The 21564-nt window shown below is 64.2% G+C and carries 26 protein-coding genes and 1 pseudogene; 16 read left to right on the top strand and 11 right to left on the bottom strand.

The genetic code is table 11. The features are described 5' to 3' along the window. Nucleotides 1-48: 48 nt before the first annotated feature. The 3 genes and pseudogenes from ACSX1D_RS05955 to ACSX1D_RS05945 all read left to right on the top strand — a co-directional run bounded on the left by ACSX1D_RS05955 (nt 49) and on the right by ACSX1D_RS05945 (nt 1888). The gene (locus tag ACSX1D_RS05955; RefSeq protein WP_439861394.1) at nt 49-1116 is read left to right on the top strand and encodes a diguanylate cyclase domain-containing protein; all 1068 of its coding nucleotides are present in this window, start codon (nt 49-51) and stop codon (nt 1114-1116) included. A gap of 169 nt (nt 1117-1285) precedes the next feature. Further along, nucleotides 1286-1558 (top strand): annotated as a pseudogene (locus ACSX1D_RS05950) (cold shock domain-containing protein membrane protein); the annotation flags it as partial. 72 nt (nt 1559-1630) lie between these two features. Then, nucleotides 1631-1888, top strand: a complete 258-nt coding sequence (locus tag ACSX1D_RS05945; protein WP_439862272.1) for a cold-shock protein — start codon at nt 1631-1633, stop codon at nt 1886-1888. Between the two features lie 56 nt (nt 1889-1944). Here the strand turns inward: ACSX1D_RS05945 and ACSX1D_RS05940 are convergent, their stop codons facing one another. Next, nucleotides 1945-2151 (bottom strand): SlyX family protein, encoded by a 207-nt coding sequence (locus ACSX1D_RS05940; RefSeq protein WP_439861393.1) that lies wholly within the window; start codon nt 2149-2151, stop codon nt 1945-1947. A 3-nt stretch (nt 2152-2154) separates the two neighbouring features. Beyond that, nucleotides 2155-2577, bottom strand: coding sequence for an HIT family protein (locus ACSX1D_RS05935; RefSeq protein WP_439861392.1), 423 nt, complete (start codon nt 2575-2577; stop codon nt 2155-2157). 727 nt (nt 2578-3304) lie between these two features. Between ACSX1D_RS05935 and ACSX1D_RS05930 the strand changes: the two genes are divergently transcribed. Beyond that, entirely contained in the window at nt 3305-4567 is a 1263-nt protein-coding gene (locus ACSX1D_RS05930; protein ID WP_439861391.1) for an OprD family porin, read from the top strand. Nucleotides 4568-4660: 93 nt separating this feature from the next. Here ACSX1D_RS05930 and ACSX1D_RS05925 read toward each other — a convergent pair whose 3' ends face one another. Beyond that, nucleotides 4661-5071: a PaaI family thioesterase gene (locus ACSX1D_RS05925; RefSeq protein WP_439862271.1), complete on the bottom strand. Its 411-nt coding sequence runs from the start codon at nt 5069-5071 to the stop codon at nt 4661-4663. A 114-nt stretch (nt 5072-5185) separates the two neighbouring features. Here ACSX1D_RS05925 and ACSX1D_RS05920 point away from each other — a divergent pair, with 114 nt between their 5' ends. From ACSX1D_RS05920 to ACSX1D_RS05910, 3 genes are read left to right on the top strand one after another with little or no spacing between them, the layout of a single operon-like run. Then, nucleotides 5186-6901 (top strand): proline--tRNA ligase, encoded by a 1716-nt coding sequence (locus ACSX1D_RS05920; protein ID WP_439861390.1) that lies wholly within the window; start codon nt 5186-5188, stop codon nt 6899-6901. Nucleotides 6902-6925: 24 nt separating this feature from the next. Then, nucleotides 6926-7879, top strand: a complete 954-nt coding sequence (locus ACSX1D_RS05915) for a hypothetical protein (protein ID WP_439861389.1) — start codon at nt 6926-6928, stop codon at nt 7877-7879. Between the two features lie 7 nt (nt 7880-7886). Continuing rightward, nucleotides 7887-8459 carry a lytic transglycosylase domain-containing protein gene (locus tag ACSX1D_RS05910; protein WP_439861388.1) on the top strand — a complete coding sequence of 191 codons (573 nt, stop codon included), beginning with the start codon at nt 7887-7889 and terminating at the stop codon, nt 8457-8459. Nucleotides 8460-8495: 36 nt separating this feature from the next. Here ACSX1D_RS05910 and ACSX1D_RS05905 read toward each other — a convergent pair whose 3' ends face one another. Then, on the bottom strand, nt 8496-8771 hold the full coding sequence (locus ACSX1D_RS05905) for an acylphosphatase (protein WP_439861387.1): 276 nt from the start codon (nt 8769-8771) through the stop codon (nt 8496-8498). 3 nt (nt 8772-8774) lie between these two features. After that, nucleotides 8775-9254: a TlpA disulfide reductase family protein gene (locus tag ACSX1D_RS05900; protein ID WP_439861386.1), complete on the bottom strand. Its 480-nt coding sequence runs from the start codon at nt 9252-9254 to the stop codon at nt 8775-8777. 30 nt (nt 9255-9284) lie between these two features. Between ACSX1D_RS05900 and ACSX1D_RS05895 the strand changes: the two genes are divergently transcribed. After that, nucleotides 9285-10694, top strand: a complete 1410-nt coding sequence (locus ACSX1D_RS05895) for a PilZ domain-containing protein (RefSeq protein ID WP_439861385.1) — start codon at nt 9285-9287, stop codon at nt 10692-10694. A 125-nt stretch (nt 10695-10819) separates the two neighbouring features. Continuing rightward, complete coding sequence (locus tag ACSX1D_RS05890) at nt 10820-11224, top strand: hypothetical protein (RefSeq protein ID WP_439861384.1); 405 nt, start codon at nt 10820-10822, stop codon at nt 11222-11224. On the opposite strand, the gene ACSX1D_RS05885 is transcribed toward ACSX1D_RS05890, so the two are convergent. Next, nucleotides 11221-11418: a hypothetical protein gene (locus ACSX1D_RS05885; protein WP_439861383.1), complete on the bottom strand. Its 198-nt coding sequence runs from the start codon at nt 11416-11418 to the stop codon at nt 11221-11223. The two genes, ACSX1D_RS05890 and ACSX1D_RS05885, sit on opposite strands and share 4 nt — an antisense overlap. A 144-nt stretch (nt 11419-11562) precedes the next feature. Further along, complete coding sequence (locus ACSX1D_RS05880; protein WP_439861382.1) at nt 11563-12780, bottom strand: virulence factor BrkB family protein; 1218 nt, start codon at nt 12778-12780, stop codon at nt 11563-11565. A gap of 119 nt (nt 12781-12899) precedes the next feature. Between ACSX1D_RS05880 and arsC the strand changes: the two genes are divergently transcribed. Genes arsC through ACSX1D_RS05865 form a run of 3 tightly spaced genes read left to right on the top strand, consistent with a single transcriptional unit; the run spans nt 12900 to nt 14258 of the window. Further along, nucleotides 12900-13253: an arsenate reductase (glutaredoxin) gene (arsC, locus tag ACSX1D_RS05875; protein WP_439861381.1), complete on the top strand. Its 354-nt coding sequence runs from the start codon at nt 12900-12902 to the stop codon at nt 13251-13253. Further along, a complete protein-coding gene (gene wrbA, locus ACSX1D_RS05870) occupies nt 13250-13855 on the top strand; it encodes an NAD(P)H:quinone oxidoreductase (RefSeq protein ID WP_439861380.1) in 606 nt (201 codons plus the stop codon). The genes arsC and wrbA overlap by 4 nt, the downstream gene beginning before the upstream one ends. Then, the gene (locus ACSX1D_RS05865; protein WP_439861379.1) at nt 13848-14258 is read left to right on the top strand and encodes a DUF2069 domain-containing protein; all 411 of its coding nucleotides are present in this window, start codon (nt 13848-13850) and stop codon (nt 14256-14258) included. The genes wrbA and ACSX1D_RS05865 overlap by 8 nt, the downstream gene beginning before the upstream one ends. Nucleotides 14259-14320: 62 nt before the next feature. Here ACSX1D_RS05865 and hda read toward each other — a convergent pair whose 3' ends face one another. The 3 genes from hda to ACSX1D_RS05850 all read right to left on the bottom strand — a co-directional run bounded on the left by hda (nt 14321) and on the right by ACSX1D_RS05850 (nt 17293). Beyond that, nucleotides 14321-15025 carry a DnaA regulatory inactivator Hda gene (gene hda, locus ACSX1D_RS05860; RefSeq protein WP_439861378.1) on the bottom strand — a complete coding sequence of 235 codons (705 nt, stop codon included), beginning with the start codon at nt 15023-15025 and terminating at the stop codon, nt 14321-14323. Then, nucleotides 15022-16113: an AI-2E family transporter gene (locus tag ACSX1D_RS05855; RefSeq protein WP_439861377.1), complete on the bottom strand. Its 1092-nt coding sequence runs from the start codon at nt 16111-16113 to the stop codon at nt 15022-15024. Before ACSX1D_RS05855 ends, hda begins: the two co-directional genes overlap by 4 nt. Before the next feature lie 145 nt (nt 16114-16258). Then, entirely contained in the window at nt 16259-17293 is a 1035-nt protein-coding gene (locus ACSX1D_RS05850; protein ID WP_439861376.1) for a DUF2066 domain-containing protein, read from the bottom strand. A gap of 205 nt (nt 17294-17498) precedes the next feature. Between ACSX1D_RS05850 and purM the strand changes: the two genes are divergently transcribed. From purM to ACSX1D_RS05830, 4 genes are all read left to right on the top strand, one after another. Further along, nucleotides 17499-18557, top strand: a complete 1059-nt coding sequence (gene purM / locus ACSX1D_RS05845) for a phosphoribosylformylglycinamidine cyclo-ligase (protein ID WP_208708901.1) — start codon at nt 17499-17501, stop codon at nt 18555-18557. Then, the gene (gene purN, locus ACSX1D_RS05840) at nt 18557-19207 is read left to right on the top strand and encodes a phosphoribosylglycinamide formyltransferase (RefSeq protein ID WP_439861375.1); all 651 of its coding nucleotides are present in this window, start codon (nt 18557-18559) and stop codon (nt 19205-19207) included. The genes purM and purN overlap by 1 nt, the downstream gene beginning before the upstream one ends. An 8-nt stretch (nt 19208-19215) precedes the next feature. Beyond that, nucleotides 19216-19932 carry a DUF3108 domain-containing protein gene (locus ACSX1D_RS05835; protein ID WP_439861374.1) on the top strand — a complete coding sequence of 239 codons (717 nt, stop codon included), beginning with the start codon at nt 19216-19218 and terminating at the stop codon, nt 19930-19932. Between the two features lie 107 nt (nt 19933-20039). Beyond that, nucleotides 20040-20534 carry a hypothetical protein gene (locus ACSX1D_RS05830; protein WP_439861373.1) on the top strand — a complete coding sequence of 165 codons (495 nt, stop codon included), beginning with the start codon at nt 20040-20042 and terminating at the stop codon, nt 20532-20534. On the opposite strand, the gene ACSX1D_RS05825 is transcribed toward ACSX1D_RS05830, so the two are convergent. Continuing rightward, nucleotides 20500-21549 carry an IS1595 family transposase gene (locus ACSX1D_RS05825; RefSeq protein WP_439861372.1) on the bottom strand — a complete coding sequence of 350 codons (1050 nt, stop codon included), beginning with the start codon at nt 21547-21549 and terminating at the stop codon, nt 20500-20502. The genes ACSX1D_RS05830 and ACSX1D_RS05825 overlap by 35 nt on opposite strands. Between the last annotated feature and the right edge of the window lie 15 nt (nt 21550-21564).

Here is a 21564-nt window from a genome sequence, read left to right as displayed (position 1 = left end):
GGCGTTGTTCTATGCTTGGGCCATTCGCAGCCTGTCACAGTGACGTGCATGAGCCAGCCAAGCAAAGCGCCTACCATCCTAGAGCTCTACCCCGAGGGAACCCGCGAATCAGCCAAACTCCTCAAGCAGGCGGTGCCGCTGATGATGCGCCACGACATCCCGCCCAGCCCGCTGCATTACGCCCTTTGGTACACCTACAGCAAGGGCGACGAGCCGGAACTCAATCGCCGCCTGGACAAGATCGTCAACGACTTCGACAGCTTCCCCCCTGAAACCGCAGCCAAGCTCTTTCGCGACTTCATCATTCGCGGCGAACTGGAAGAAGCGCGGGCCGGCCAGCAGCAGGTCATAGAACTGGTTGACGACATAGAAGGCGATATCTCGCGCAGCGTGGCCGGCAGCCGCAACTACCAACTCAGCCTGGAACAGGGCCTGGCGGCGCTCCACGAGCCGCTGATCGATGAACTGCCCCACGTACTGACCGACCTGCAACACAGCACCCAGCAGATGCAGGACCAGCACGAGAAATTCCTCTACCGCCTGCGCGCCGCCCAGGACGAGATCCAGCACCTACGCAGCCAGCTCGAGCGCGCCCACCTGGCCGCCACCCTGGACAGCCTGACCCACGTATTCAACCGCCACGCCTTTACTCGCCTGCTCGAACAGACACTGAGCGGCGACCACGGGGGCGTCGCCCTGGTGATGCTGGACATCGACCACTTCAAGCAGTTCAACGACCAGTACGGTCACCCGCTGGGCGACCGCGTACTGCAGACGATCGGCCAACTGCTGCGCGACACCCTGCCCCCCCGCGCCATGGCCGCCCGTTATGGCGGCGAAGAGTTTTGCATCATCCTGCGCGAATGTTTCGACCTGGAAAGCGCCGGCGCCTTCGCCGAACAACTGCGCCTGAAGATCCAGTCCCTGCGAATCAAGGTTAGGCGAACCGACCAGGTCCTCGACAGCATCACCGCCTCGTTCGGCTTCGCCCTTGCCGAAGCCGGTGACACAGTCGAAAGCCTGCTGACCCGTGCCGACGACGCGCTCTATCAAGCCAAGCGCAACGGCCGCAACCAGGCCCAGCCGGGCCCCACCAAAGCCGAACTTAGCGCCTGATTGAGTAGCCCACCTCTTTGCTGTTAAATACGCCCGGTGCTGCTGCCCCGAGCCTACGGGTCGGCGCATAGGCTGAACCCGCACGCATCTTCAAAGCCCCTCGTTCACGGCCAAGCATGCAGGGCCAGCTCTTCCTTGCGATTCTTTTATTAAAGCGAGCTCCTCAAACATGTTGAAAATTGTTCACCTTCTGACGGGCACGGCTGCGTTGCTGCTGTCTTTGACGCCCAGCTTCGATAGCACTGCCCAGCCATTTCTGCAGCATCCTGACGCCCTCTGCCTCGCCCTGTTCGGCCTGCTCAACCTGCTCCTGGCACCACAGCTGCCCATCTGGCACGCCGGCCTGCGCCATCAGCTGCAAAACCTGGTTTCCGCCGCGCTGATACTGGGTACCTTGCTGCAAGCGCTGATCCTGCTTGCCCCACTTCCAATGATCGCCAACCTGCCCGCCGCCCTGTTCGGCCTGCTCAGCATCCTGGCCGCCGTACTCCTGCACCTGGGCACCAACCTGCGCCTGCAAGCACGCACCCACAGCTCGACAGCCAGCAGCGCAGACCGCGAAACCGGCACGGTGAAGTGGTTCAACACCTCCAAGGGCTTCGGCTTTATCTCCCGCGACTCGGGCGACGATATCTTCGTGCACTTTCGCGCCATTCGTGGCGAAGGCCATCGGGTACTGGTCGAAGGTCAGCGCGTCGAGTTCTCCGTGATGCAGCGCGACAAAGGCCTGCAGGCGGAAGACGTCATCGCCGCCCTGCCCGCCCGCCGCTGAGCCGACACCCAACAAAAAAGCCCGCGAAATGCGGGCTTTTTTTGTTGGCGCACCTATCAATAATGCGGTGGTAGCGCCTCGTCATCGGCTGTATCGAGCTGCCCACCGATTTCCTCCTGGCGCTTGGCCAAGGCCTCCAATTGCAACTGCACGCGCTCAAGTACACGCTGTTGCGCCACCAATTCATCATTGAGGGCCTGAATAGTGTCATCCTGGAACGCCAAACGGCTTTCCAACTCTGTAATGCGCGCTTCTACACTCATCGGTCACTCCTCAAAGCGGAAGTTGTCGGTCAGCACCAAGCGTAACTTAGCCTTGATCGCCGCCACCTGATCATCCCCATATGGTAGAGCCGGGTTTCTGCCCCATACCGGCGCTGGCCAGGCCGCGTCGCCACGTCGCCGCACTATGACATGCATATGCAGCTGACTGACCACGTTGCCCAGGGTCGCGATATTCATCTTGTCGGCAGCGAAGGTGTCCTTGAGCGTTTCGGCCAACAAGGTGGCCTCCTGCCAGAGCGCCCGCTGATCGCCGGCATCGAGCTGAAACAATTCGCTGACCTCCTCACGACGCGGCACCAGAATGAACCACGGGTAGTGCGCATCGTTCATCAGCAGCAACCTGCACAGGGGGAAATCTCCGATTACCAGGGTGTCCTGCTGCAGACGTGAATCCAAGGCAAACATTCAAGCCTCTCCGCTCGACCAGTTAATAGGAACAGCTTAGCGCCAGAAACCCCAAACGGGCGCACCAAGCGTGCACGCGCACAGGATACGTGGGAAAAGCTGCGGCTTCACATCCGCCAACCCAGCCCGCAGCATCGCACCACCGCAAGCCACTGACCACACAGTCACACTGAGCGCGCACCATAATGTTTCCTCCCGTAATACATACTGCGCCTGCGTTACCGCTACCCCCACCGCCGGAACGATCAGAAGGCACGTCCGCACCGGCCCGCAACGAAGCAAACAGCGGACGCTCCGCCTAGTCATCTGCCCTATCTAGTACTCCACCCCCCCAACACTGCACCTGGCGCCGATCTTCCAGGCGTCATGACAGCCACTTGGGAAGTTGGAAGTTCACGTATGACGAGTCGTATACAGTTTGAGCACGGGTTTTGCTTTATGCTTCGCCCGTGCCCGGACCGCCTGAGTGCGCCCGGCACGGCTTGGTTGCTCGCAACCGAAACGCTGAATTTTGTCTACGCTAGAGGCCGCCGGGAACAATCTACAGATTTGCGACATTCATCATAGGCATTTGCGACAGCACCTCGATGAACGCGAAAGGAATAGATTGCAACTATCGCCAACTTTGGCTGCGTGCTATAAGTTAGCGCCGACACAAAAAGAAAGAGCCGCCCATACAACAACTTAGTGGGCAGCGCAACTCTTCTAAACCAAAGGAGCAATCACGATGCAAGTGATGAAGTGGAGCGTAATCGCCCTGGCAGTAGCCGCGGGCACCACCCAACTGGCCTTCGCCTCGAGCCAGTCCGAATCCAAAGGCTTCGTTGAAGACGCCAAGTTCAACATCTTCAACCGCGCGCTGTACCACAACCGCGATTTCAAAAATGAAACCCAGGCTGCCGGCAAGCCGGGCTACCGCGAAGAGTTCGGCCTAGGCATCCGACTGCTGGCCGAATCCGGCTTCACCCAGGGCACCGTTGGCGTAGGCGTCGACGCTCACTCCCTGTCCAGCATCAAGCTGGACACCGGCAGGGGCCGCGTAGGTCTTGGCCAGTTCGACAGGAACGGTGAAGGCCGAGCAGAAGACACCCAGACCGAAGTAGGCGGCGCCATCAAGTTCCGCATCTCTGACACCGTCCTGAAGCACGGCAATCAGATGGTCGCCAGCCCGGTATTCTCCACCGACGACAGCCGCATCCTGCCGGAAGTCGCCACCGGCACCCTGCTGACCAGCGACGAGATCGAAGGCCTGCAACTGACTGCCGGTCGTTTCACCGCCCTGAGCAGCCAGGTCAGCACAGACCGCGACACCTTCGGCCTGGAATCCGCCAACATTGTTGGCGCAAGCTACAGCTTTACCGACAACTTCAGCGGCGCCATCCACGCCTCCGATGTCGCAGACCAGTTCACCAAGAAATACATCAACCTGAACTACAACCTGCCCCTGGCCGAGTCCCAGTCCCTGAACTTCGACTTCAACGGCTACAAGACCAACGATACCGGCAGCAACCCGAACGAGATCGACAACAAGATCTGGTCCCTGGCCGCAGCCTACAACATTGGCGCACACACCATCACTTTGGCTCACCAGCGTTCCAGCGGTGATACCGGCTATGTCTACGGCATCGACGGTAACGGCACCATCTGGCTGTCCAACTCGGTTCAAGTTTCCGACTTCGATCAGGCCGACGAGCGCTCCTGGCAGGTTCGCTACGACCTGGACATGGCCTCCTATGGCGTTCCTGGCCTGAAGTTCATGACCCGCTACGTCACCGGCGACAACGTTGACCATGGCGTAGGTGTCGAGGAAGGCAAAGAGCACGAGTGGGACCTCGAAGGTCGCTACACTGTTCAGGAAGGCGCCGCCAAGGATCTGATGGTCCGCGTGCGTAGTGCGATCTATCGCGCCAACAGCTCTCACAACGCCAATTACGCCAGCGATCGCAATGACTTCCGCGTCATCGTCGAATACCCGCTGAACGTGCTGTAAGCCAGCGTTAGTTCGATAGCAATACGAAAAAGCCCGGCTCTGCCGGGCTTTTTCTTTTCTACAACACTTATCGCGACCCAACCACCCCAAAATCTATGTCATCGGCAAGGCGTAGGTCCCGGTAACGTGGGCGACCAACTCATCTTCATTACCTGCCGAATAGAGCGATACCTCGCACACGGCCTGGCGCCGGCTCAGGCGCAGGATCCGTGCTTCGGCCAACAGGTCCACCGGCCGGGGCTTGACCAGAAAGTTGATGTTCAGGTTCGAGGTCACCGCCATCTCCACCCGCCCCAGACGACCCAGCACCACCGCGTACATGGCCGCATCGCCCAGCGCCATGATGGTCGGGCCCGAGATCGTGCCGCCCGGACGCACCAGCTTGCTGTGAAACGGCACCCGCGCCAGCACGCCGACTTCATCCAGCCGGTCGATGCACAGGTCGATGTCCTCGGCCATCGGCAATCCGGCCCGTATCAGCGCCTGGACCTCCTGCGCCGTCAGTTTCGACATAGCTCCTCCATATCGAGCGACTCCTCTGCAACCTGTACGCCACCGTACAGGCACCGTACAATGCCGGCCTATCAAACGCCCTTGCAACCGACAAAACGGCCAATCATGCGTACCAGTCAGTTCCTGCTCTCGACCCTGAAAGAAACCCCCTCCGATGCCGTGGTGATCAGTCACCAGCTGATGCTGCGCGCCGGGATGATCCGCAAACTCGCTTCGGGTCTGTATACCTGGCTGCCGATGGGCCTGCGCGTGCTGCGCAAGGTGGAAAAGGTCGTGCGCGAGGAAATGAACGCCGCCGGCGCCCTCGAGGTGCTGATGCCCGGCATTCAGCCGGCCGAGCTGTGGCAGGAGTCCGGACGCTGGGAGCAGTACGGCCCCGAGTTGTTGCGCATGCAGGACCGTCACGGCCGCGACTTCTGCGCCGGCCCGACCCACGAGGAAGTGATCACCGACCTGGCGCGCAATGAGCTGAACAGCTACAAGCAGCTGCCGATCAACCTGTATCAGATCCAGACCAAGTTCCGCGACGAGATTCGCCCGCGCTTCGGCCTGATGCGTGGCCGCGAGTTCATCATGAAGGACGCCTACTCCTTCCATGTCGATCAGGCTTCGCTGCAGGAAACCTACGACCGCATGCACCAGGCCTACTGCAACGTGTTCACCCGCCTGGGCCTGAACTTCCGCCCGGTGCAGGCGGACACCGGCTCGATCGGCGGCACCGGCTCCCATGAGTTCCATGTCCTGGCCGACTCCGGCGAGGACGATATCGCCTTCAGCGACAGCTCCGACTACGCCGCCAACATCGAGAAGGCCGAAGCCGTGCCGCGGGAGACCGAGCGCGGCGCCGCCAGCGAAGAGCTGCGCCTGGTCGACACCCCCAACACCAAGACCATCAACGACCTGGTGGAAGGCTACGACCTGCCGATCGAGAAGACCATCAAGACCCTGGTGGTGCATGGCGCCGAGCCTGGCACCCTGATCGCCCTGATCATCCGCGGTGACCATGAGCTGAACGAGATCAAGGCCGCCAACCTGGAGCAGGTCGCCAGCCCGCTGACGATGGCGACCGAAGCCGAGCTGCGCGCCGCCATCGGCGCCGGCGCCGGCTCCCTCGGCCCGCTGAACCTGCCGCTGCCGTGCATCGTCGATCGTTCCGTCGCCCTGATGAGCGACTTCGCCATCGGCGCCAATATCGACGACAAGCACTACTTCGGGGTCAACTGGGAGCGCGACCTGCCGCTGCCTGCGGTGGCCGACCTGCGCAACGTGGTGGCCGGCGACCCGAGCCCAGACGGCCAGGGCACCCTGGTGATCAAGCGCGGCATCGAAGTCGGGCACATCTTCCAGCTCGGCACCAAGTACAGCGAAGCCTTGAACTGCCAGGTACTGGGCGAGAGCGGCAAGCCGGTCACCCTGACCATGGGCTGCTACGGTATCGGCGTCTCGCGCGTGGTAGCGGCCGCCATCGAGCAGAACAACGACGAGCGCGGCATTCTCTGGAACGACGCCCTGGCGCCCTTCCACATTGCCCTGGTGCCGCTGCGCTACGAAACCGAAGCGGTACGTGAAGCCACCGACAAGCTGTACGCCGAACTCACCGCCGCCGGCTACGAAGTACTGCTCGACGACCGTGACAAGAAGACCAGCCCGGGCATCAAGTTTGCCGACATGGAGCTGATCGGCATCCCGCATCGCATCGTGGTCAGCGATCGCGGCCTGGCCGACGGCAACCTCGAGTACAAGAGCCGGCGGGAAACCGACGCACAAGCAGTGCCCGTCGCCGATATCCTGCCGTTTATCCAGGCACGCATCAGCCGCTGATTTCAGCCTTTATCAAGAGCCATCATGTTCAAGCGAAGCTCCCTCCGCCTCGTCGGCGCCGCAGTCTGCGGCGCTGTCTTCATCAGTGGCTGCGCCAACCAGTTGCCGCAGCGCAGCGAGCATGAAGAGCGTATCGAACGCAAGTTGCTGGCCCACAGCCTGCAGATCGATGCCGGCGAGTCCGGCGTGCTGGAGTTGCCGCAACGCCGCGTGCGCATACAGGAACAGAAGACCTTCGAGGTCACCGCATTCGAGGTCACCCGCCGCTATGACCGCTACACGCCGTACCAGGCTTGGCGCGAGCTCTACGAGGTACCGCTCGGCGCGCTGGCCCTGGTTGCCGGTATCGGCGCCAATGCACTCAATGTTGTGATGCTCGGGCGCCTGCCCGACAGCGCCACCAAGGACTGGATCAGCTACGGCTTTGCCGGCCTCAATCCGGCCATGAACGCAGAGTCCAATGGCCGCTCACAGCAGAACCTCGCCAGCCTCGAGGAACAGCGCCAGGACGCCCGCATGGAGTACTCCAGCCTGCCTTGGGCCGAACGCCCGGTGCTGGTCAAGGCCGGCGAGCAGACCCATGAGCTGCTTACCGACCGCAACGGCGTGCTGCGCCTCAACCTGCTCGACAGCCCCTTCGCCGAACAGGACGTCAACCGCATCGGCACCCTGCTCCTGCAGGTCGAAGATCCCCAGGGCTCCGCACGCGCGGAAGCCACCCTGCTGGTCAGCCGCACCCTGCGCAGCAAGCTGCAGGAGGCCCACGGGCTGATCTACGACGACCTGGAAGACGACGATGTCGAACAGTGGGTGCACCGGGTCAAGCGCCTGTCCGAACTGGGCCTGGAGGAGGAAGCCAGCGAGCTGGAACAGAGCCTGATCGAACTGACGCGTAACGATCCCGAGCTACAGGAAAGCTTTCTCCAGGCCCTGACCCGGGACGCCGGTCGCCTGGTCGCCGATCCCGGCGCCGACTGACTTCGCCATGCCTCTGCGCCTGGCCCTGGTGACGCTGCTGCTGTGCCTGTGCACAGCCAGCCATGCCACCCTGCGCCAGGCCCCGGAGCCCGAACTGCGCGACGTGCTGCAGCGCACGGTGGCCGAAGCCGACAGTTTTCAGGATCGCTTCGACGCCGAAGTCTGGCTGCTGGACATGTCCACCCGCCTGACGCGCTATGTGCCCGCACCGCAACAGCGTCTTAACCTGCTCCGCCTGGTGCATCGAGAGGCCAGTAAGGCTGGGCTGCGGCCGGACCTGGTGCTGGCGTTGATCCATGCCGAAAGCCACTTCGACCGCTTCGCCATTTCGCCGGCCGGCGCCCAGGGCATGATGCAGGTGATGCCGTTCTGGAAGGCCGAACTCGGTCGACCGCAGGACAACCTCACCGACATCGCCACCAACCTGCGCTACGGCTGTACCATCCTCAGCTTCTATCTGCGCAAGGAGAACGGCAACCTGACCCGTGCCCTGGCGCGCTACAACGGCAGCCTCGGCCAGCAGCGCTACCCGGCCAGGGTGATCGGCTTCTGGCATGACTTCTGGTTCGTCAAGCCCTAGCCCGCACGCGCCGACTAGATTGGCGACGGCAGCCGTCTAGCGGCGCAGGACAAACCCTGCGATGCCTTGCAGGGGCTGCCCCTGCAGCTCCACGGCGCTCACCTGGGCCCCGCTCGGACCGCGCTCCAACCAGGCAGCCAGGGTGTGCACCGCCGCCTCCTCGCCCTCGGCCAATACCTCGACCCGCCCGTCATCGAGGTTGCGCACCCAGCCACTCAGTTGCAGCTGCTCGGCCTGCTCGACGGTGCTCTGGCGGAAGTACACGCCCTGTACCAGGCCACTGACGTACCCGTGCAAACATATCCGTGCCACTGACTACCCTCCGCTGCGCAATTCACTCAGGCGGGCCGTCAGCCCGATTGCCGTTTGCTCGCCCAACAAGCGCTCACGCAGCTGTCCACGGTCATCGACTATATAGGTGACCGGCAGCACCTCGTTGCGCGGCAACTGGTAGCGCGTTGCCGGGTCCTGCTCCAGCACGATGAACTCGATCCCCATGGCCTGCGCGGCCTTGCTGAGTTCTTCTCCCTGCAATCCATCGAAGTTCACCCCCACCACTCGCACCGGCAGTTCCTGCAATTGCCTGGCCAGGGCATTCAGCTCGGGAATCTCGCTGCGGCACGGCGCGCACCACTCCGCCCAGTAATTAATTACTAACCACTGGCCTTCGAGCTGCTCAACCGCTACCTTTCGACCATGCTGATCGACGCCCGCGTCATCGGAGCAGCCGGCCAGGATCAGGCCGGCGCAGAGCCCCATAACCGCACGCACAACAGCCTGGAGTCGCGTTCCCATGCATTCGATCCTCGTCCACCCAGGGTTGATATGACGCTCGATGCCTTGCGCCTGGAAGTACCGGACATCCTCGAAGAAGACGCCGTCTCGCTGGCCGATCTAAACGAGCAGTTGACTCAGGCCCGCCTGCAGCTTCAAGACACCGCGCTGCAGCAGGTCCTGAGCCTGCTGTTTCGAATCAACCGCAGTGGCATGACCTTACTCGAAAGGCAGCGGGCGCTGCAAAGCTTCAGCGACCAGTACCGGCACTACGCCACGGCCTACCAGGGCAACGCGGCGCCGCCGGCGCTGTTCGTGCGCCTGTGCGGCGAACTGGCGATCGGCTTCAAGCGCCTGCTGCTGCAGATACTGCAGGGCCGCCAGCCGTCCCGCCCGCACCTGGCCTGGTGCCTGTATATGGCCCTGCACTTCCTGGCGCAGAGCCTGCTACGTCACTACCAGCGCTACCAGGAACCACCACCCAGCCTGTGGCGCGACAGCCACCTGCTGTACTGGATCGGCGAACACCAGCAGTGCCTGGACGAACAGGTGGCGGCCACGTTCAGCCCAAGGCCGGCCAATACCCTGCGCGGGCTCTATCAGCAGATGCTGCTACTGGCCCTGAGCAATCCCTTCCATCTCGTCGAAGGTGAATGCCCGCGCCTCTTCGGCGCCCTCGCGCCGCTGGCCGAACTCGCACGGTTGCTGCCATGGGACGTAGAAGGCGACGCCGAGGGTCCGGTCGTCGATCTGACCGAATCGCAGCCCTGCCTGAGCTACAGCCAGAAACCAGAGGGCGACCAGGCCAACTTGCGTCATCTCGAACTCGGCGCCCTGCTGATTGCCCTGCACGAGCCCGCCCCCCTGCAAGGCGCCGAGGAGCGCCGCCTGCTCGACCAGGTACAGCACCATTGGCTGGGCCGCCAGCAGCGACGGCACCCGCGCACCGAGCAGGCCGCACCCTGCGAGTTGGTGATCGGCCTGCCGGCCATTCATGCCCAGCTCCTGGAGCAACTGCCCCCGCGCACCCCGGCGCGGATGCTCGATAACAGCCCCGGCGGAGCGCGCCTGCTGTGCAACCCGGATCAGGCCACACAACTGGCCGTCGGCCAACTGGCGCTCCTGCTTACCGGCAGCGGCACTCCGATCCTGGCCCTGGTGCGCTGGCGCCATCTCAACGAAGAGGGCCTGCACCTGGGCTTGCGCTACCTCAAGGGCCTGCCGCGCCCGGCCTGGTTGCGCCGCGCACCCAGCGCGCAGACCCATCCCGGCGTCCTGCAGAGCACGCCGGCGCCGGGCAATGGCTGGCATCATGGCCTTTGGCTGCCCAACGGCCAATTTGCCGAAGGCGAGCATCTCTGGCTGCAGCTACCCGGCATGCACAATCAGGCGATCCTGCCACTGCCGACCGCCAACCTCGCCACCTGCTCGATCGCCCGCTATCCGCTGCAATTGGCCTAGAGAAAGAAACTGCGAGAAGGATCACGCCGCACGGGGGCCGAGTACACAGATTCGCTGGCCATGTCCTGCCTATAATTTCCCGGCTCGTACTTGACTCAACCGCCATCAGCCGGACGACAGCGACCATGACCCAAGCCCACGACAAGTTGATCGGCCCCGTGCCCGCGCGCATCGTCGAAGTAGCCCGCCCGCAGGTCACCGCCTACGAGGGGCGCGTGGCCGAGTACAACGTCGCCGCCTGGCTGCAGCTTCCGGGCCTCGCCAGCCTGCCCGTGTCGCTGCTGATCAACTACCGCGACGGCGACAAGCGTCGCGAGGTGGCGGTGGACCACGGCAAAGTCAGCGCGCACAGCAAGATCCTCCTGTCCGGGATCGCCCGTTTGCCGGTCAAGCAGAAGATCGAAGACATGCAGGTACGGCTGCGTTCCGCGGTGCCGGCGCAGAGCCTGGTCGTCGAAGAGCTGTTCGTCCAGGCCGTCGAGACAGCCGTCAGCACCAACAGCCGTCCGCTTGCAGGCAGCCTGACCTAGCTGGACTGCGCGTCGAGCCTCACCACGGAGCCGGCTTGCTCTCGCGGCGCCGGCGGCGTTTCAACCTCCACCGCCCGCACCAGCGACTCCGGCCAGCGCACAAAGCTCAGCCCGGTAATTCGGTTCAGCCGCTGCAGTGCCGCCTGCTGATCGCGCTCATGCAGGTGGATCACCTCACCCTTGCTCGTCGTCATAACCGGCCTTCCCCCTGAACGGTCCCTGCCCCCTTCAGGCTCAAGCCAGAAACGTGCCAGCACCTCGGGCCCGCATCCCCACGCGCTATACCTTCCACCACTGTGCCCCGCAATCAGGGTTGCGCCGCAAACTGACGCTTTTCGTCAGTTTCGCGGATGCAACCAGTCCGCCAAGCTCTCGCCAAACAGCGTCGCCTGTTCTTCGTGCAATCGCTCCAAAGCGCTGCGCAGCGCCGGATACCAGGGCTCGTCGAGTTGCTCCGGCAGCTGGCCGAGTCGCGGAAGCGGCCAGGGGCAATGGGACAGCAACTGCTGCAGGCTGTAGTGGGCCAGGTCGCGGCTCAGCACCCAGCCACCCGCACCTGTGGGTACGACCAGATGTTGGCGCTCGAGAAACGCCAGCACCTCATCCCATTCATGCTCCGGCAGCGGCCAGCCCTGGCCGGGCATATCCCGATGACGCACCTTCAACCCGGACTGCTGACGTTCATGGAACACCCGCAGGATGCCCAGGGCCACCAACAGCCGTGGCACGGCGCGGCGCCGCCACTGGTGGGTCGCCCCCAGGTTGCAGACCAGCTCGGCGCCGAACAGCACGATCAACCAGGAAAGGTAGATCCACAGAAGGAACAGCGGCACCGTGGCGAAGGCGCCATAGACCAGCTGATAGCCCGGAAACAAGCGCACGTAGAGACCAAACAGCGCCTTGGCCACCTCGAACAGCACAGCGGTGAACAGCCCGCCGAGGAACGCGTGGCGCAGTGGCACGCGCGCGTTCGGGACCGAGGCGTAGAGCAGGGTGAAGGCCGCCACACTGAAGGTCAGCGGCATGACGCCCAGCAGGGTCTCGGCGCCGAGCAGCGCGTCGGGACCGGAAATCAGCGACAGCGACGCGATGTAGGTGCTGATCGCAAAACCGGCACCCAGGAGAATCGGCCCCAGGCTGAGGATCGCCCAGTACAACAGAAAGCTCGACACCCCGCGCCGGGCCTGGCGCACCCGCCAGATGGTATTGAAGGCTTTCTCGATGGTCACCAGCATCCAGAACGCCGTGACCGCCAGCACCACCACGCCGATCCAAGTCAGTTGCCGGGCCTGAGCGGTGAAGTCGCGCAGATAACCCTGCACGGTCTCGCCGGCCGAGGGCACGAAGTTGCGAAAGATGAAGTTCTGAATCTGCTCACCGCTGCCCTGGAAGGCCGGCACCGCAGAGAGCATGGAGAAGGTTACGGTCATCAGCGGCACCACGGCGAACAGCGTGGTGTAGGTCAAGGCCGCGGCATTGTTGGCGCCGCGATCGGCATGGAAGCGCTGCAGCAGAAAACGCCAGAACTCCAGCCAATCAGTGAAACGCTGCCCCATGCCCTCTCCTTAGCGAATGGCCTATTGGTCCGATCCGGCCGTCGAAACGCCGAGCAGTTCAGACTCAAGCCCCGACGCGGTTAGAATAGCCGCCACTCGATCCAAGATGCGACCCGCCCATGACCGACCTGACCCTGTATCACAATCCTCGCTGCTCGAAATCCCGCGGCGCCCTGCAACTGCTCGAGGAGCGCGGGCTGACGCCGAGCATCGTGCGCTATCTGGAAAATCCGCCCAGCGCCGCGCAACTGCAGGAGCTGCTCGGCAAGCTCGGCATCGGCGCCCGGCAATTGCTGCGCAGCGGTGAAGAGGAATACCGCACCCTCAACCTGGCCGAGCCAGGCCTGAGCGAAGCGCAGCTGATCGAGGCCATGGTCAGCCACCCGAAGCTGATCGAGCGTCCGATCCTGATCGCCGGTGACAAGGCGGTGATCGGCCGCCCACCGGAAAAGGTCCTGGAGCTGCTGTCATGAGCGGCGCCTACATCCTGGTGCTCTACTACAGCCGCCACGGCGCCACCGCGCAGATGGCCCGGCAGATTGCCCGCGGCGTCGAGATGGGCGGCCTGGAAGCCCGTGTGCGCACGGTACCGGCCGTGTCCACTGAGTGCGAAGCGGTCTCGCCGGACATTCCCGAGGACGGCCCACTGTATGTCAGCCTCGACGACCTCAAGCACTGCGCCGGCCTGGCCCTGGGCAGCCCGACGCGCTTCGGCAACATGGCCGCGCCGCTGAAGTACTTCCTCGACGGCACCAGCAGCCTGTGGCTCAGCGGCGGCCTGGTGGGCAAGCCGGCCGGAGTGTTCACCTCCACCGCCAGCCTGCACGGCGGCCAGGAAACCACCCTGCTGTCGATGATGCTGCCGCTGCTGCACCACGGCATGCTGATCACCGGACTGCCCTACAGCGAATCGGCCCTGCTGGAAACCCGTGGCGGCGGCACGCCCTACGGGCCGAGCCACCATGCCGGCGCCGACGGCAAGCGCGCCCTCGACGAACACGAGATCAGCCTGTGCCGCACGCTCGGCCAGCGCCTGGCACAGACCGCAATGAAACTGGAGAGTGCCCGTGGCTAGGACCCCCAAGCCGTTGCCGGCCCTCGAATGGCTGAAGCCGCGCCTGGCGATTAGCCGCGCCATCAGCCTGTTCAGCTTCCTGGCCCTGGCCATTCTGCTACTGGTGTGGAACCTGGCGTTCGCTGACCTGCCGGACAAGCTGCTCTGGGTGATCCTGGCGTTCCAGCTGCTGCCACTGCTGCTGCTGGCCCCCGGCATGCTGCTCGGCAATGCCCGCGCCCACGCCTGGACCTGCTTCGTGGTCAACCTGTACTTCATCCAGGGCGTGCTGGCGGCCTTCGATCCATCCAAAGCGCTGTTCGGCTGGCTGGAGACCCTGCTCAGTTTCAGCCTGTTCTGCGCCGCACTGCTCTATACCCGCTGGTGCTTCCAGTACAACCGCAGGCTGGCCGGGGAGAGCTGAGCGACGGCCAGCCCCCCCCCTCGCACCTGACTCCCGCCAGGCGAGTCAGGTGCCCCGAGGACCTACCAGCCCAGGGTTTCCTTGAGAAAGGGGATGGTCAGCTTGCGCTGGGCCTGCAGCGAGGCCTGGTCGAGGCGCTCGAGCAGTTCGAACAGGGCGCTCATGCTGCGCTCGCCGCGGGTGAGGATGAACCGGCCGACCTCATCGCTCATGTTCAGGCCACGGCGCGAGGCGCGCAGCTGCAGGGCGCGCAACTTGTCTTCGTCGGACAACTCGTGCAACTGGAAGACCAGCGCCAGGGTCAGCCGCGACTGCAGGTCGGGAAGCCTGATGGCCAGCTCCCGTGGCGACTTGTCGGCCGCCAGCAACAAGCGCCGGCCGCTGTCGCGCAGGCGATTGAACAGGTGGAACAACGCCTCCTCCCAGTCGCTTCGTCCGGCCACGGCATCCAGCTCGTCGAGGCACACCAGCTCGCACTGCTCGAGATTGTCCAGCAGATCCGGCCCGTACTCCACCACCTCCGCCAGCGGCAGATACACCGCCGGCTCGCCGCGCTGCTCGAAACGCAGGCAGGCCGCCTGCAGCAGGTGGCTGCAGCCTACGCCGTCGGCGCCCCACAGGTAGATCAGGCTTTCCGTCCAGCCGGCCTCGGCCTCGCACAGGCGCTCGACATAGCCGAGCGCGGCGGCATTGGCCCCCGGATAGTAGTTGGCAAAGGTGGCGTCATCGCGTAAGCGAACGCCTAACGGCAATTGAATGGGCGTCATGCAGGACTCTGCGGTTCGTCGGAGCCGCGGGGGGACTCTCCGTAAAGAGCGGAAAGTTTATAGAAATCATGGGCATGGCGCAGCAAAACCATGATCACCGCGGCGATCGGCAGGGCCAGCAGCACGCCGCTGAAGCCAAACAGCTGGCCGCCGGCCATGATCGCGAAGATCACCGCCACCGGATGCAGGCCGATGCGGTCGCCGACCAGCCAGGGGGTCAGCAGCATGCCTTCGAGCAGCTGGCCGACCGCAAACACCGCGGCGATGGCCAGCAGCGGATAGAGCTCGCCGCCGAACTGGAACAGCCCGGCGGTCAGCGCCGCGACGACGCCAACCACCACGCCTAGGTAGGGCACGATGCTGGCCAGCCCCGCCAGCAGGCCGATCAGCAGGCCCAGCTCCAGGCCCAGCGCCATCAGACCGGCGGCATACACCAGCCCCAGCGCCAGCATCACCAGCAATTGCCCGCGCAGGAAGGCGCCGAGCACCTCATGGCATTCGGCGAACAGGGTCACCACCACGCCCTCGCGGTTGCGCGGCAGCATGCCACGGAGCTTGGCGATCATCAGGTCCCAGTCGCGCAACAGGTAGAAGGTCACCACCGGGATCAACAGCAGATTGGCCAGCCAGGCCACCAGCGCCAGGCCCGAGGCGGTGGCACGCGAGAGCAGCAGGCCGAGGATATCGGTGGTCTTGCCCAGGTGCCCGGACAGCGCGGCCTTGAGCTGGTCGAAGCGCCAGAAACCGTCGCTCAAGCCCAGTTGCGCCTGCACCCAGGGCAGCGCATCGTGCTGGGCCCAGTCGAGCATCTGCGGGGTCAGCTCATACAGGCGCATCAGCTGCTTGCCCAGCATCGGCACCAGCACCAGCAGCATCAGTGCCAGGATCAGGCCGAACAACACGAACACCAGGATCACCCCCCAGGTGCGCGACAGCTTCCAGCGCTCCAGCCGATCCACCAGGGGATCGCCCAGGTAGGCGAGCAGAACCCCCATCAGGAAGGGCGTGAGAATGGGGTGCAACAGGTACAGCAACCAGCCGAGCAGCAACAGCCCGGCTATCCATAGCCAGCGACGTGAATCGATCATCCTCAGCCCTCAGTTGGCGAAATGCACTGCCTGGGACATGGCCGCAGCCGAAGAGTGCCCATGGCCCCACTCTGCAGCCGTCCGCCGCCCCGCCGTTGCCGAACAGGCGGCACTGGTGCGGGGTCGCGCGTTACGGGGCGCCAGTCTACCAGCGAAAGCGCAGGATTTCGGTACGTGGCAACAGCTGCGGCGCCGCTTGCTCCGCCGGCGACTGGCTGGCGTCGATAGGCGCGGCCTGCGCCGGCACTTCCTGCAGGCGCAACAAGGCCAACTGCGCGCGCAGCTGCGCGGGACTGGCATTGACCCGGTAGGTCACGCGGTCGCCCTGTACCTGGCTGAGCTGCGCGCCGAGTGGCTCGAGCAGGCGCTGCAGCTCGGCGAACCGCGCCACATCGACGCCCTCGACCTCCAGGAGCAGGCTGGTGGCGGCGCCGGGCGCCACCACGAAACGCGGCGCCAAGCGTTCGCTGACGGCCAGGAACACCGCATCGGCCAGGGCAAGCGGGTCGCCGCCCTGGGCCTTGCCTTGCTCCCGCCCCTCGCCCAGCCACAGGCGCCACTGCGCCTGCCACTGGCCGTCGACTTCACGGGCCGACACCGCCAGCAGCGCATCGGCCGAGTAGCGCTCGGACGCCGAACGCAAGGTCTGCGGGTCGTTGGCGGCCAGGCTTTCAGGCGTCGCCAGCAGTTGCTCGTCGAGATCCGCCAGCGGCAGGCGCAATGGCAGCCCGCGGTGCTGAGCCGCCCGGCGCAGGGCGGCGGCGCTGTCCTGGCCATCGCCCACGAGGCTGGAACCGCCGACACCCTCATTCAGCCACCAGGCCATGATCGCCGGCCGGTTGCTGCCCCACAGGGACAAGCCGGCCTGGCGCAACTGACGATCGGTGCTGAGCGGGTCGAAGTCCACCAACAGGTCGCCACCCTCGTAACCGTACTGCGCGACGATCTGTTGCGGATCCTTGCGCAGGTCGGCCAAAACCTCGCTCTGCGCGGCGGCGCGGCTGCCGGTCAGGCGCAGCACCAGGGTCTCCAGGGCGCGCCCCAGGGCCGCATCGCGCGCCTCCGGCTGCTGGCTGGCGACCGGCTCGCGCACCTGGTAGAGGTCGCTCAAGGTCGCCGCAAGCCCCGGCAGGCTAAACAGCGACAGACACAGGACAAGCAGGCGAGCGATCAGGGGCATGGAATGGGCTCTCGACGGGCGGAAGGCGGCGCGCTATGGCCTGGCGGGCGGCGCGCGGAGCCTCCTACCTTAAACAGCCGCCCGCGCCCCGGCAACCGCGGCGGCTGGCCGCTGCCCGGCAAGCCTGATAAAATCGCGCGCCTTCGCAGGCCGGCCATTGCAGCGCCGGCGCACATCCGATTTCCCCCTTCAAAGGCCTGGATCTATGAGCAAGCAACCCTCCATCAGCTACAAGGACGCAGGTGTAGACATCGACGCGGGCGAAGCCCTGGTCGAGCGCATCAAAGGCGTGGCCAAGCGCACCGCACGTCCGGAAGTCATGGGTGGGCTGGGCGGCTTCGGCGCGCTCTGCGAGATCCCGGCCGGCTACAAGCAGCCGGTACTGGTGTCCGGTACCGACGGCGTCGGCACCAAGCTGCGCCTGGCGCTGAACCTGAACAAGCACGACAGCATCGGCCAGGACCTGGTGGCCATGTGCGTCAACGACCTGGTGGTGTGTGGCGCCGAGCCGCTGTTCTTCCTCGACTACTACGCCACCGGCAAGCTCAACGTCGACGTCGCCGCCACCGTGGTCACCGGCATCGGCGCCGGCTGCGAACTGGCCGGCTGCTCCCTGGTCGGCGGCGAGACCGCGGAAATGCCGGGCATGTACGAAGGCGAGGACTACGACCTGGCCGGCTTCTGCGTCGGCGTGGTGGAGAAGGCCGAGATCATCGACGGCTCCCGCGTGCAGACCGGCGACGCCCTGATCGCCCTGCCCTCCTCTGGCCCGCACTCCAACGGCTACTCGCTGATTCGCAAGATCATCGAAGTCTCCGGTGCCGACATCGAAGCCATCCAGCTCGATGGCCAGCCGCTGACCGAACTGCTGATGGCGCCGACGCGCATCTACGTCAAGCCGCTGCTGCAGCTGATCAAGGACACCGGCGCGGTCAAGGCCATGGCCCACATCACCGGTGGCGGCCTGCTCGACAACATCCCGCGGGTGCTGCCGGAAGGCGCCCAGGCGGTGCTCGACGTGGCCAGCTGGCAGCGCCCGGCGGTATTCGACTGGCTGCAGGAACAAGGCAACGTCGACGAGCATGAAATGCACCGCGTGCTCAACTGTGGTGTCGGCATGGTCATCTGCGTCGCCCAGGATCAGGTCGACGGCGCCCTCGCCTGCCTGCGCCAGGCCGGCGAGCAGCCCTGGGTGATCGGCCAGATCGCCGCGGCCGCCGAGGGTGCCGAGCGGGTCGTGCTGAACAACCTGAAGCAGCACTGATGCCGTCCGCCTGCAATGTAGTGGTGCTGATCTCCGGCTCCGGCAGCAATCTGCAGGCGCTGATCGACAGCACCCGCGCCGGCGAGCAGCCGGCGCGCATCTGCGCGGTGATTTCCAACCGCGCAGATGCCTACGGCCTGGAGCGGGCGCAAGCCGCCGGCATCGCCACCCGGGTGCTCGACCACAAGGCCTTCGACGGTCGCGATGCCTTCGATGCGGCACTGATCGAAGCCATCGACGCCTTCGCCCCGCAACTGGTGGTGCTGGCCGGTTTCATGCGCATCCTTACCCCTGGCTTCGTCCGCCACTACGCCGGACGCCTGCTGAACATCCACCCCTCGCTGCTGCCCAAGTACAAGGGCCTGCACACCCACCAGCGGGCGCTGGAGGCCGGCGACCGCGAGCACGGCTGCAGCGTGCACTTCGTCACCGAGGAACTCGATGGCGGGCCGCTGGTCGTACAGGCTGTGATCCCGGTCCAGGCGGACGATTCTGCAGCCAGCCTGGCGCAACGGGTCCACGAGCAGGAACACCTGATCTACCCGCTGGCCGTGCGCTGGTTCGCCGAGGGGCGCTTGCACCTTGGTGAGCACGGGGCAATGCTCGACGGCCAACCGCTTCCGAGCACCGGCCACCTATTCCGAACCTAGGAGACACCATGCGTCGCGCCTTAACGTTCGCCCTCGCCCTACTCTGCCTGCCGGCCTTCGCCGTCGAGCTTAAGCCGTTCTCCGCCAGCTATACCGCCGACTGGAAGCAGGTGCCGGTCAGCGGCTCGGCCGAGCGCGGCCTGCAGGCGCTGGACGACGGCCGCTGGCAGCTCAGCTTCGAGGCCTCCATGCTGGTGGCCAGCCTCAGCGAGACCAGCACCTTCCGCGTAGACAACGGCGCCTTCCTGCCGCAGACCTACCGCTTCGAACGCAGCGGGCTGGGCAAGGGCAAGGTGGTCGAACAGGACTTCGACTGGAGCAGCAAGCAGGTCCTGGGCAGCGACCGCGGCGAACCGGTGCGCTTCGCCCTCAACCGCGGCCTGCAGGACAAGTCGACCTACCAGCTGGTACTGCAGCAGGATGTCGCCGCCGGCAAGAAGAGCATGAGCTACCAGGTGGTCGATGGCGACGAAATCGAGACCTACGACTTCCGCGTGCTCGGCGAGGAAACCGTGCGCACCCGCGCCGGCTTGATCGATGCGATCAAGGTCGAGCGCGTGCGCGACCCGACCCAGAGCAAGCGCAAGACCATCCTCTGGTTCGCCAAGGACTGGAGCTACCTTCTGGTGCGCCTGCATCAGGTGGAGAAGGACGGCAAGGAATACCAGATCATGCTCGAGGACGGCACGGTCGACGGCAAGCCGGTCGAAGGCCGTCGCGACTAAGCGCGATCGCACCAGGAAAGCCGCGCAACGCCCGGCTTTTTCATGGCCTCCGCTATTATGCACCACAAGCACATGACAGCCTGGTCGTCATGTGCTCTCCTCCCTAGATGGCCAACCATCACCCCAAGCTTGCCGCTTTAGCAAAATCCATTTCATACCGCAAAGGTGAGCTCGCCTCGCTGGAAAAGCGCGAGGATGAGCTTCTTCAAGCTTTGGAAGCAGTGCGGCGTGAAAAAGGTGATGTGGAGCAAGGCATCCAGCAACTGAACGCCTTGATCGAAGCCTTTGAGATTGACCCGGACGAGGTGCGAGGTATTCGAGCCACACCAAGAAAGTCAGGCAGCACGCATGGGGCGTTCCGTGGCACTTTGGTCAAAATACTGAAGGAAGCTGGTGGCCCGATCACAACTGCCACGATTCTGGACGTGCTTCGAGAGTTAAACGATTCACGGATAAACCTGCCCGAGTCAACGCGGGATGCGCTTGATAAGATCGGGCGCGACATCAGGACGATCAGCACCTATGGCGTGGTAATCCGGCATGACTCTGGAGCTAGGGGGCAGCCAGCTACATGGCGCTGGATTGGTCAAAACCAGGAATAGTCCTGAGTTCGCCTTCACGTTTGTTGCCCCGGACATAGTTTCGCCAATCCTTGGAGTGCGGGGTGTTGGCCACCTTGTAAAAGAGGTCGGTAACCTGACCTAGCAAGTCCGTCCGACGCATGTCCTCACGCCAACTCATCTCACAGCTGTAGTCCAGCATGTAGCGCGGTGTGATCCGATGGAAAACGCCAATGAACGCCCGACGCAACCGGGAGAAATAGCTCTCGGCCTGGTTCTGGTTCACACCGTCATCGGTGGAGAATTCCCGTGAGTGATTGACAGTTTCGTGGCTGAAGCCGATGTACTGGAGTTTCCGGTACGCTGGCAGTTCGTCTGTGTAGACCTTGCTGCCTTTTTTCACATGCTTCTCAACGAGCGGGACAACTTGGCTATCCTCGGCGTTGCAGATAGCAGTGAGCGTGCGGATAGCACCTGGGCGACCGCCTTTATCGAGGGGGCGGGTATCGCACTCCCGAAAGACGATGATTATGCGGCGGTTTTCATGGAAGGGATTTTCCGCAGGGCCGACTTTATCCCGATGCTGGTACTTCTTAGCCAGTTTCGGCAGCTCTTTTTCCGCCGCCTTTCTCGGCTTTCGCTTTTTGCCTGAAAAGTGACCGCCATCGATTTCTACATGCCCTGATAGAGGCTTTACCTCGGTGTTCAGCATGATGGCTTCGCGGATCTTGTGCATCAGCAGGTAGGCCGTGCGGTACTGCACCCCTAGGTAGCGCCGGAGCGCCAGCGCAGAAAGCCCCTTCTGATTGATGGCGAAGTAAAACAGAGCCTTGAGCAGCACATGGTATTTGAGCTTGTGACCATGGAAGGCGGTTCCGCTGGTCACGGAGAACGTCTTGAAGCAGTGCTTACAGCTCCATTGCAGGCGTGAACTGCGGAAGTAATGCTTGTCGTGAGCGCCGCAGTCGGGGCACACCTGATGATCTGTTGACTGCCAGCGCATTCCTGCCAGGAAGGCATGCGCCTGCGCCTCTGAGAGACCATCTAGGTCGCTCATCGAGGTCGTCAGGGC

Origin of the sequence: Pseudomonas sp. MBLB4136 (assembly GCF_051904765.1) — a bacterium.
Taxonomy (GTDB): domain Bacteria; phylum Pseudomonadota; class Gammaproteobacteria; order Pseudomonadales; family Pseudomonadaceae; genus Aquipseudomonas.
This window is presented reverse-complemented; position numbering and strand designations above follow the sequence as displayed.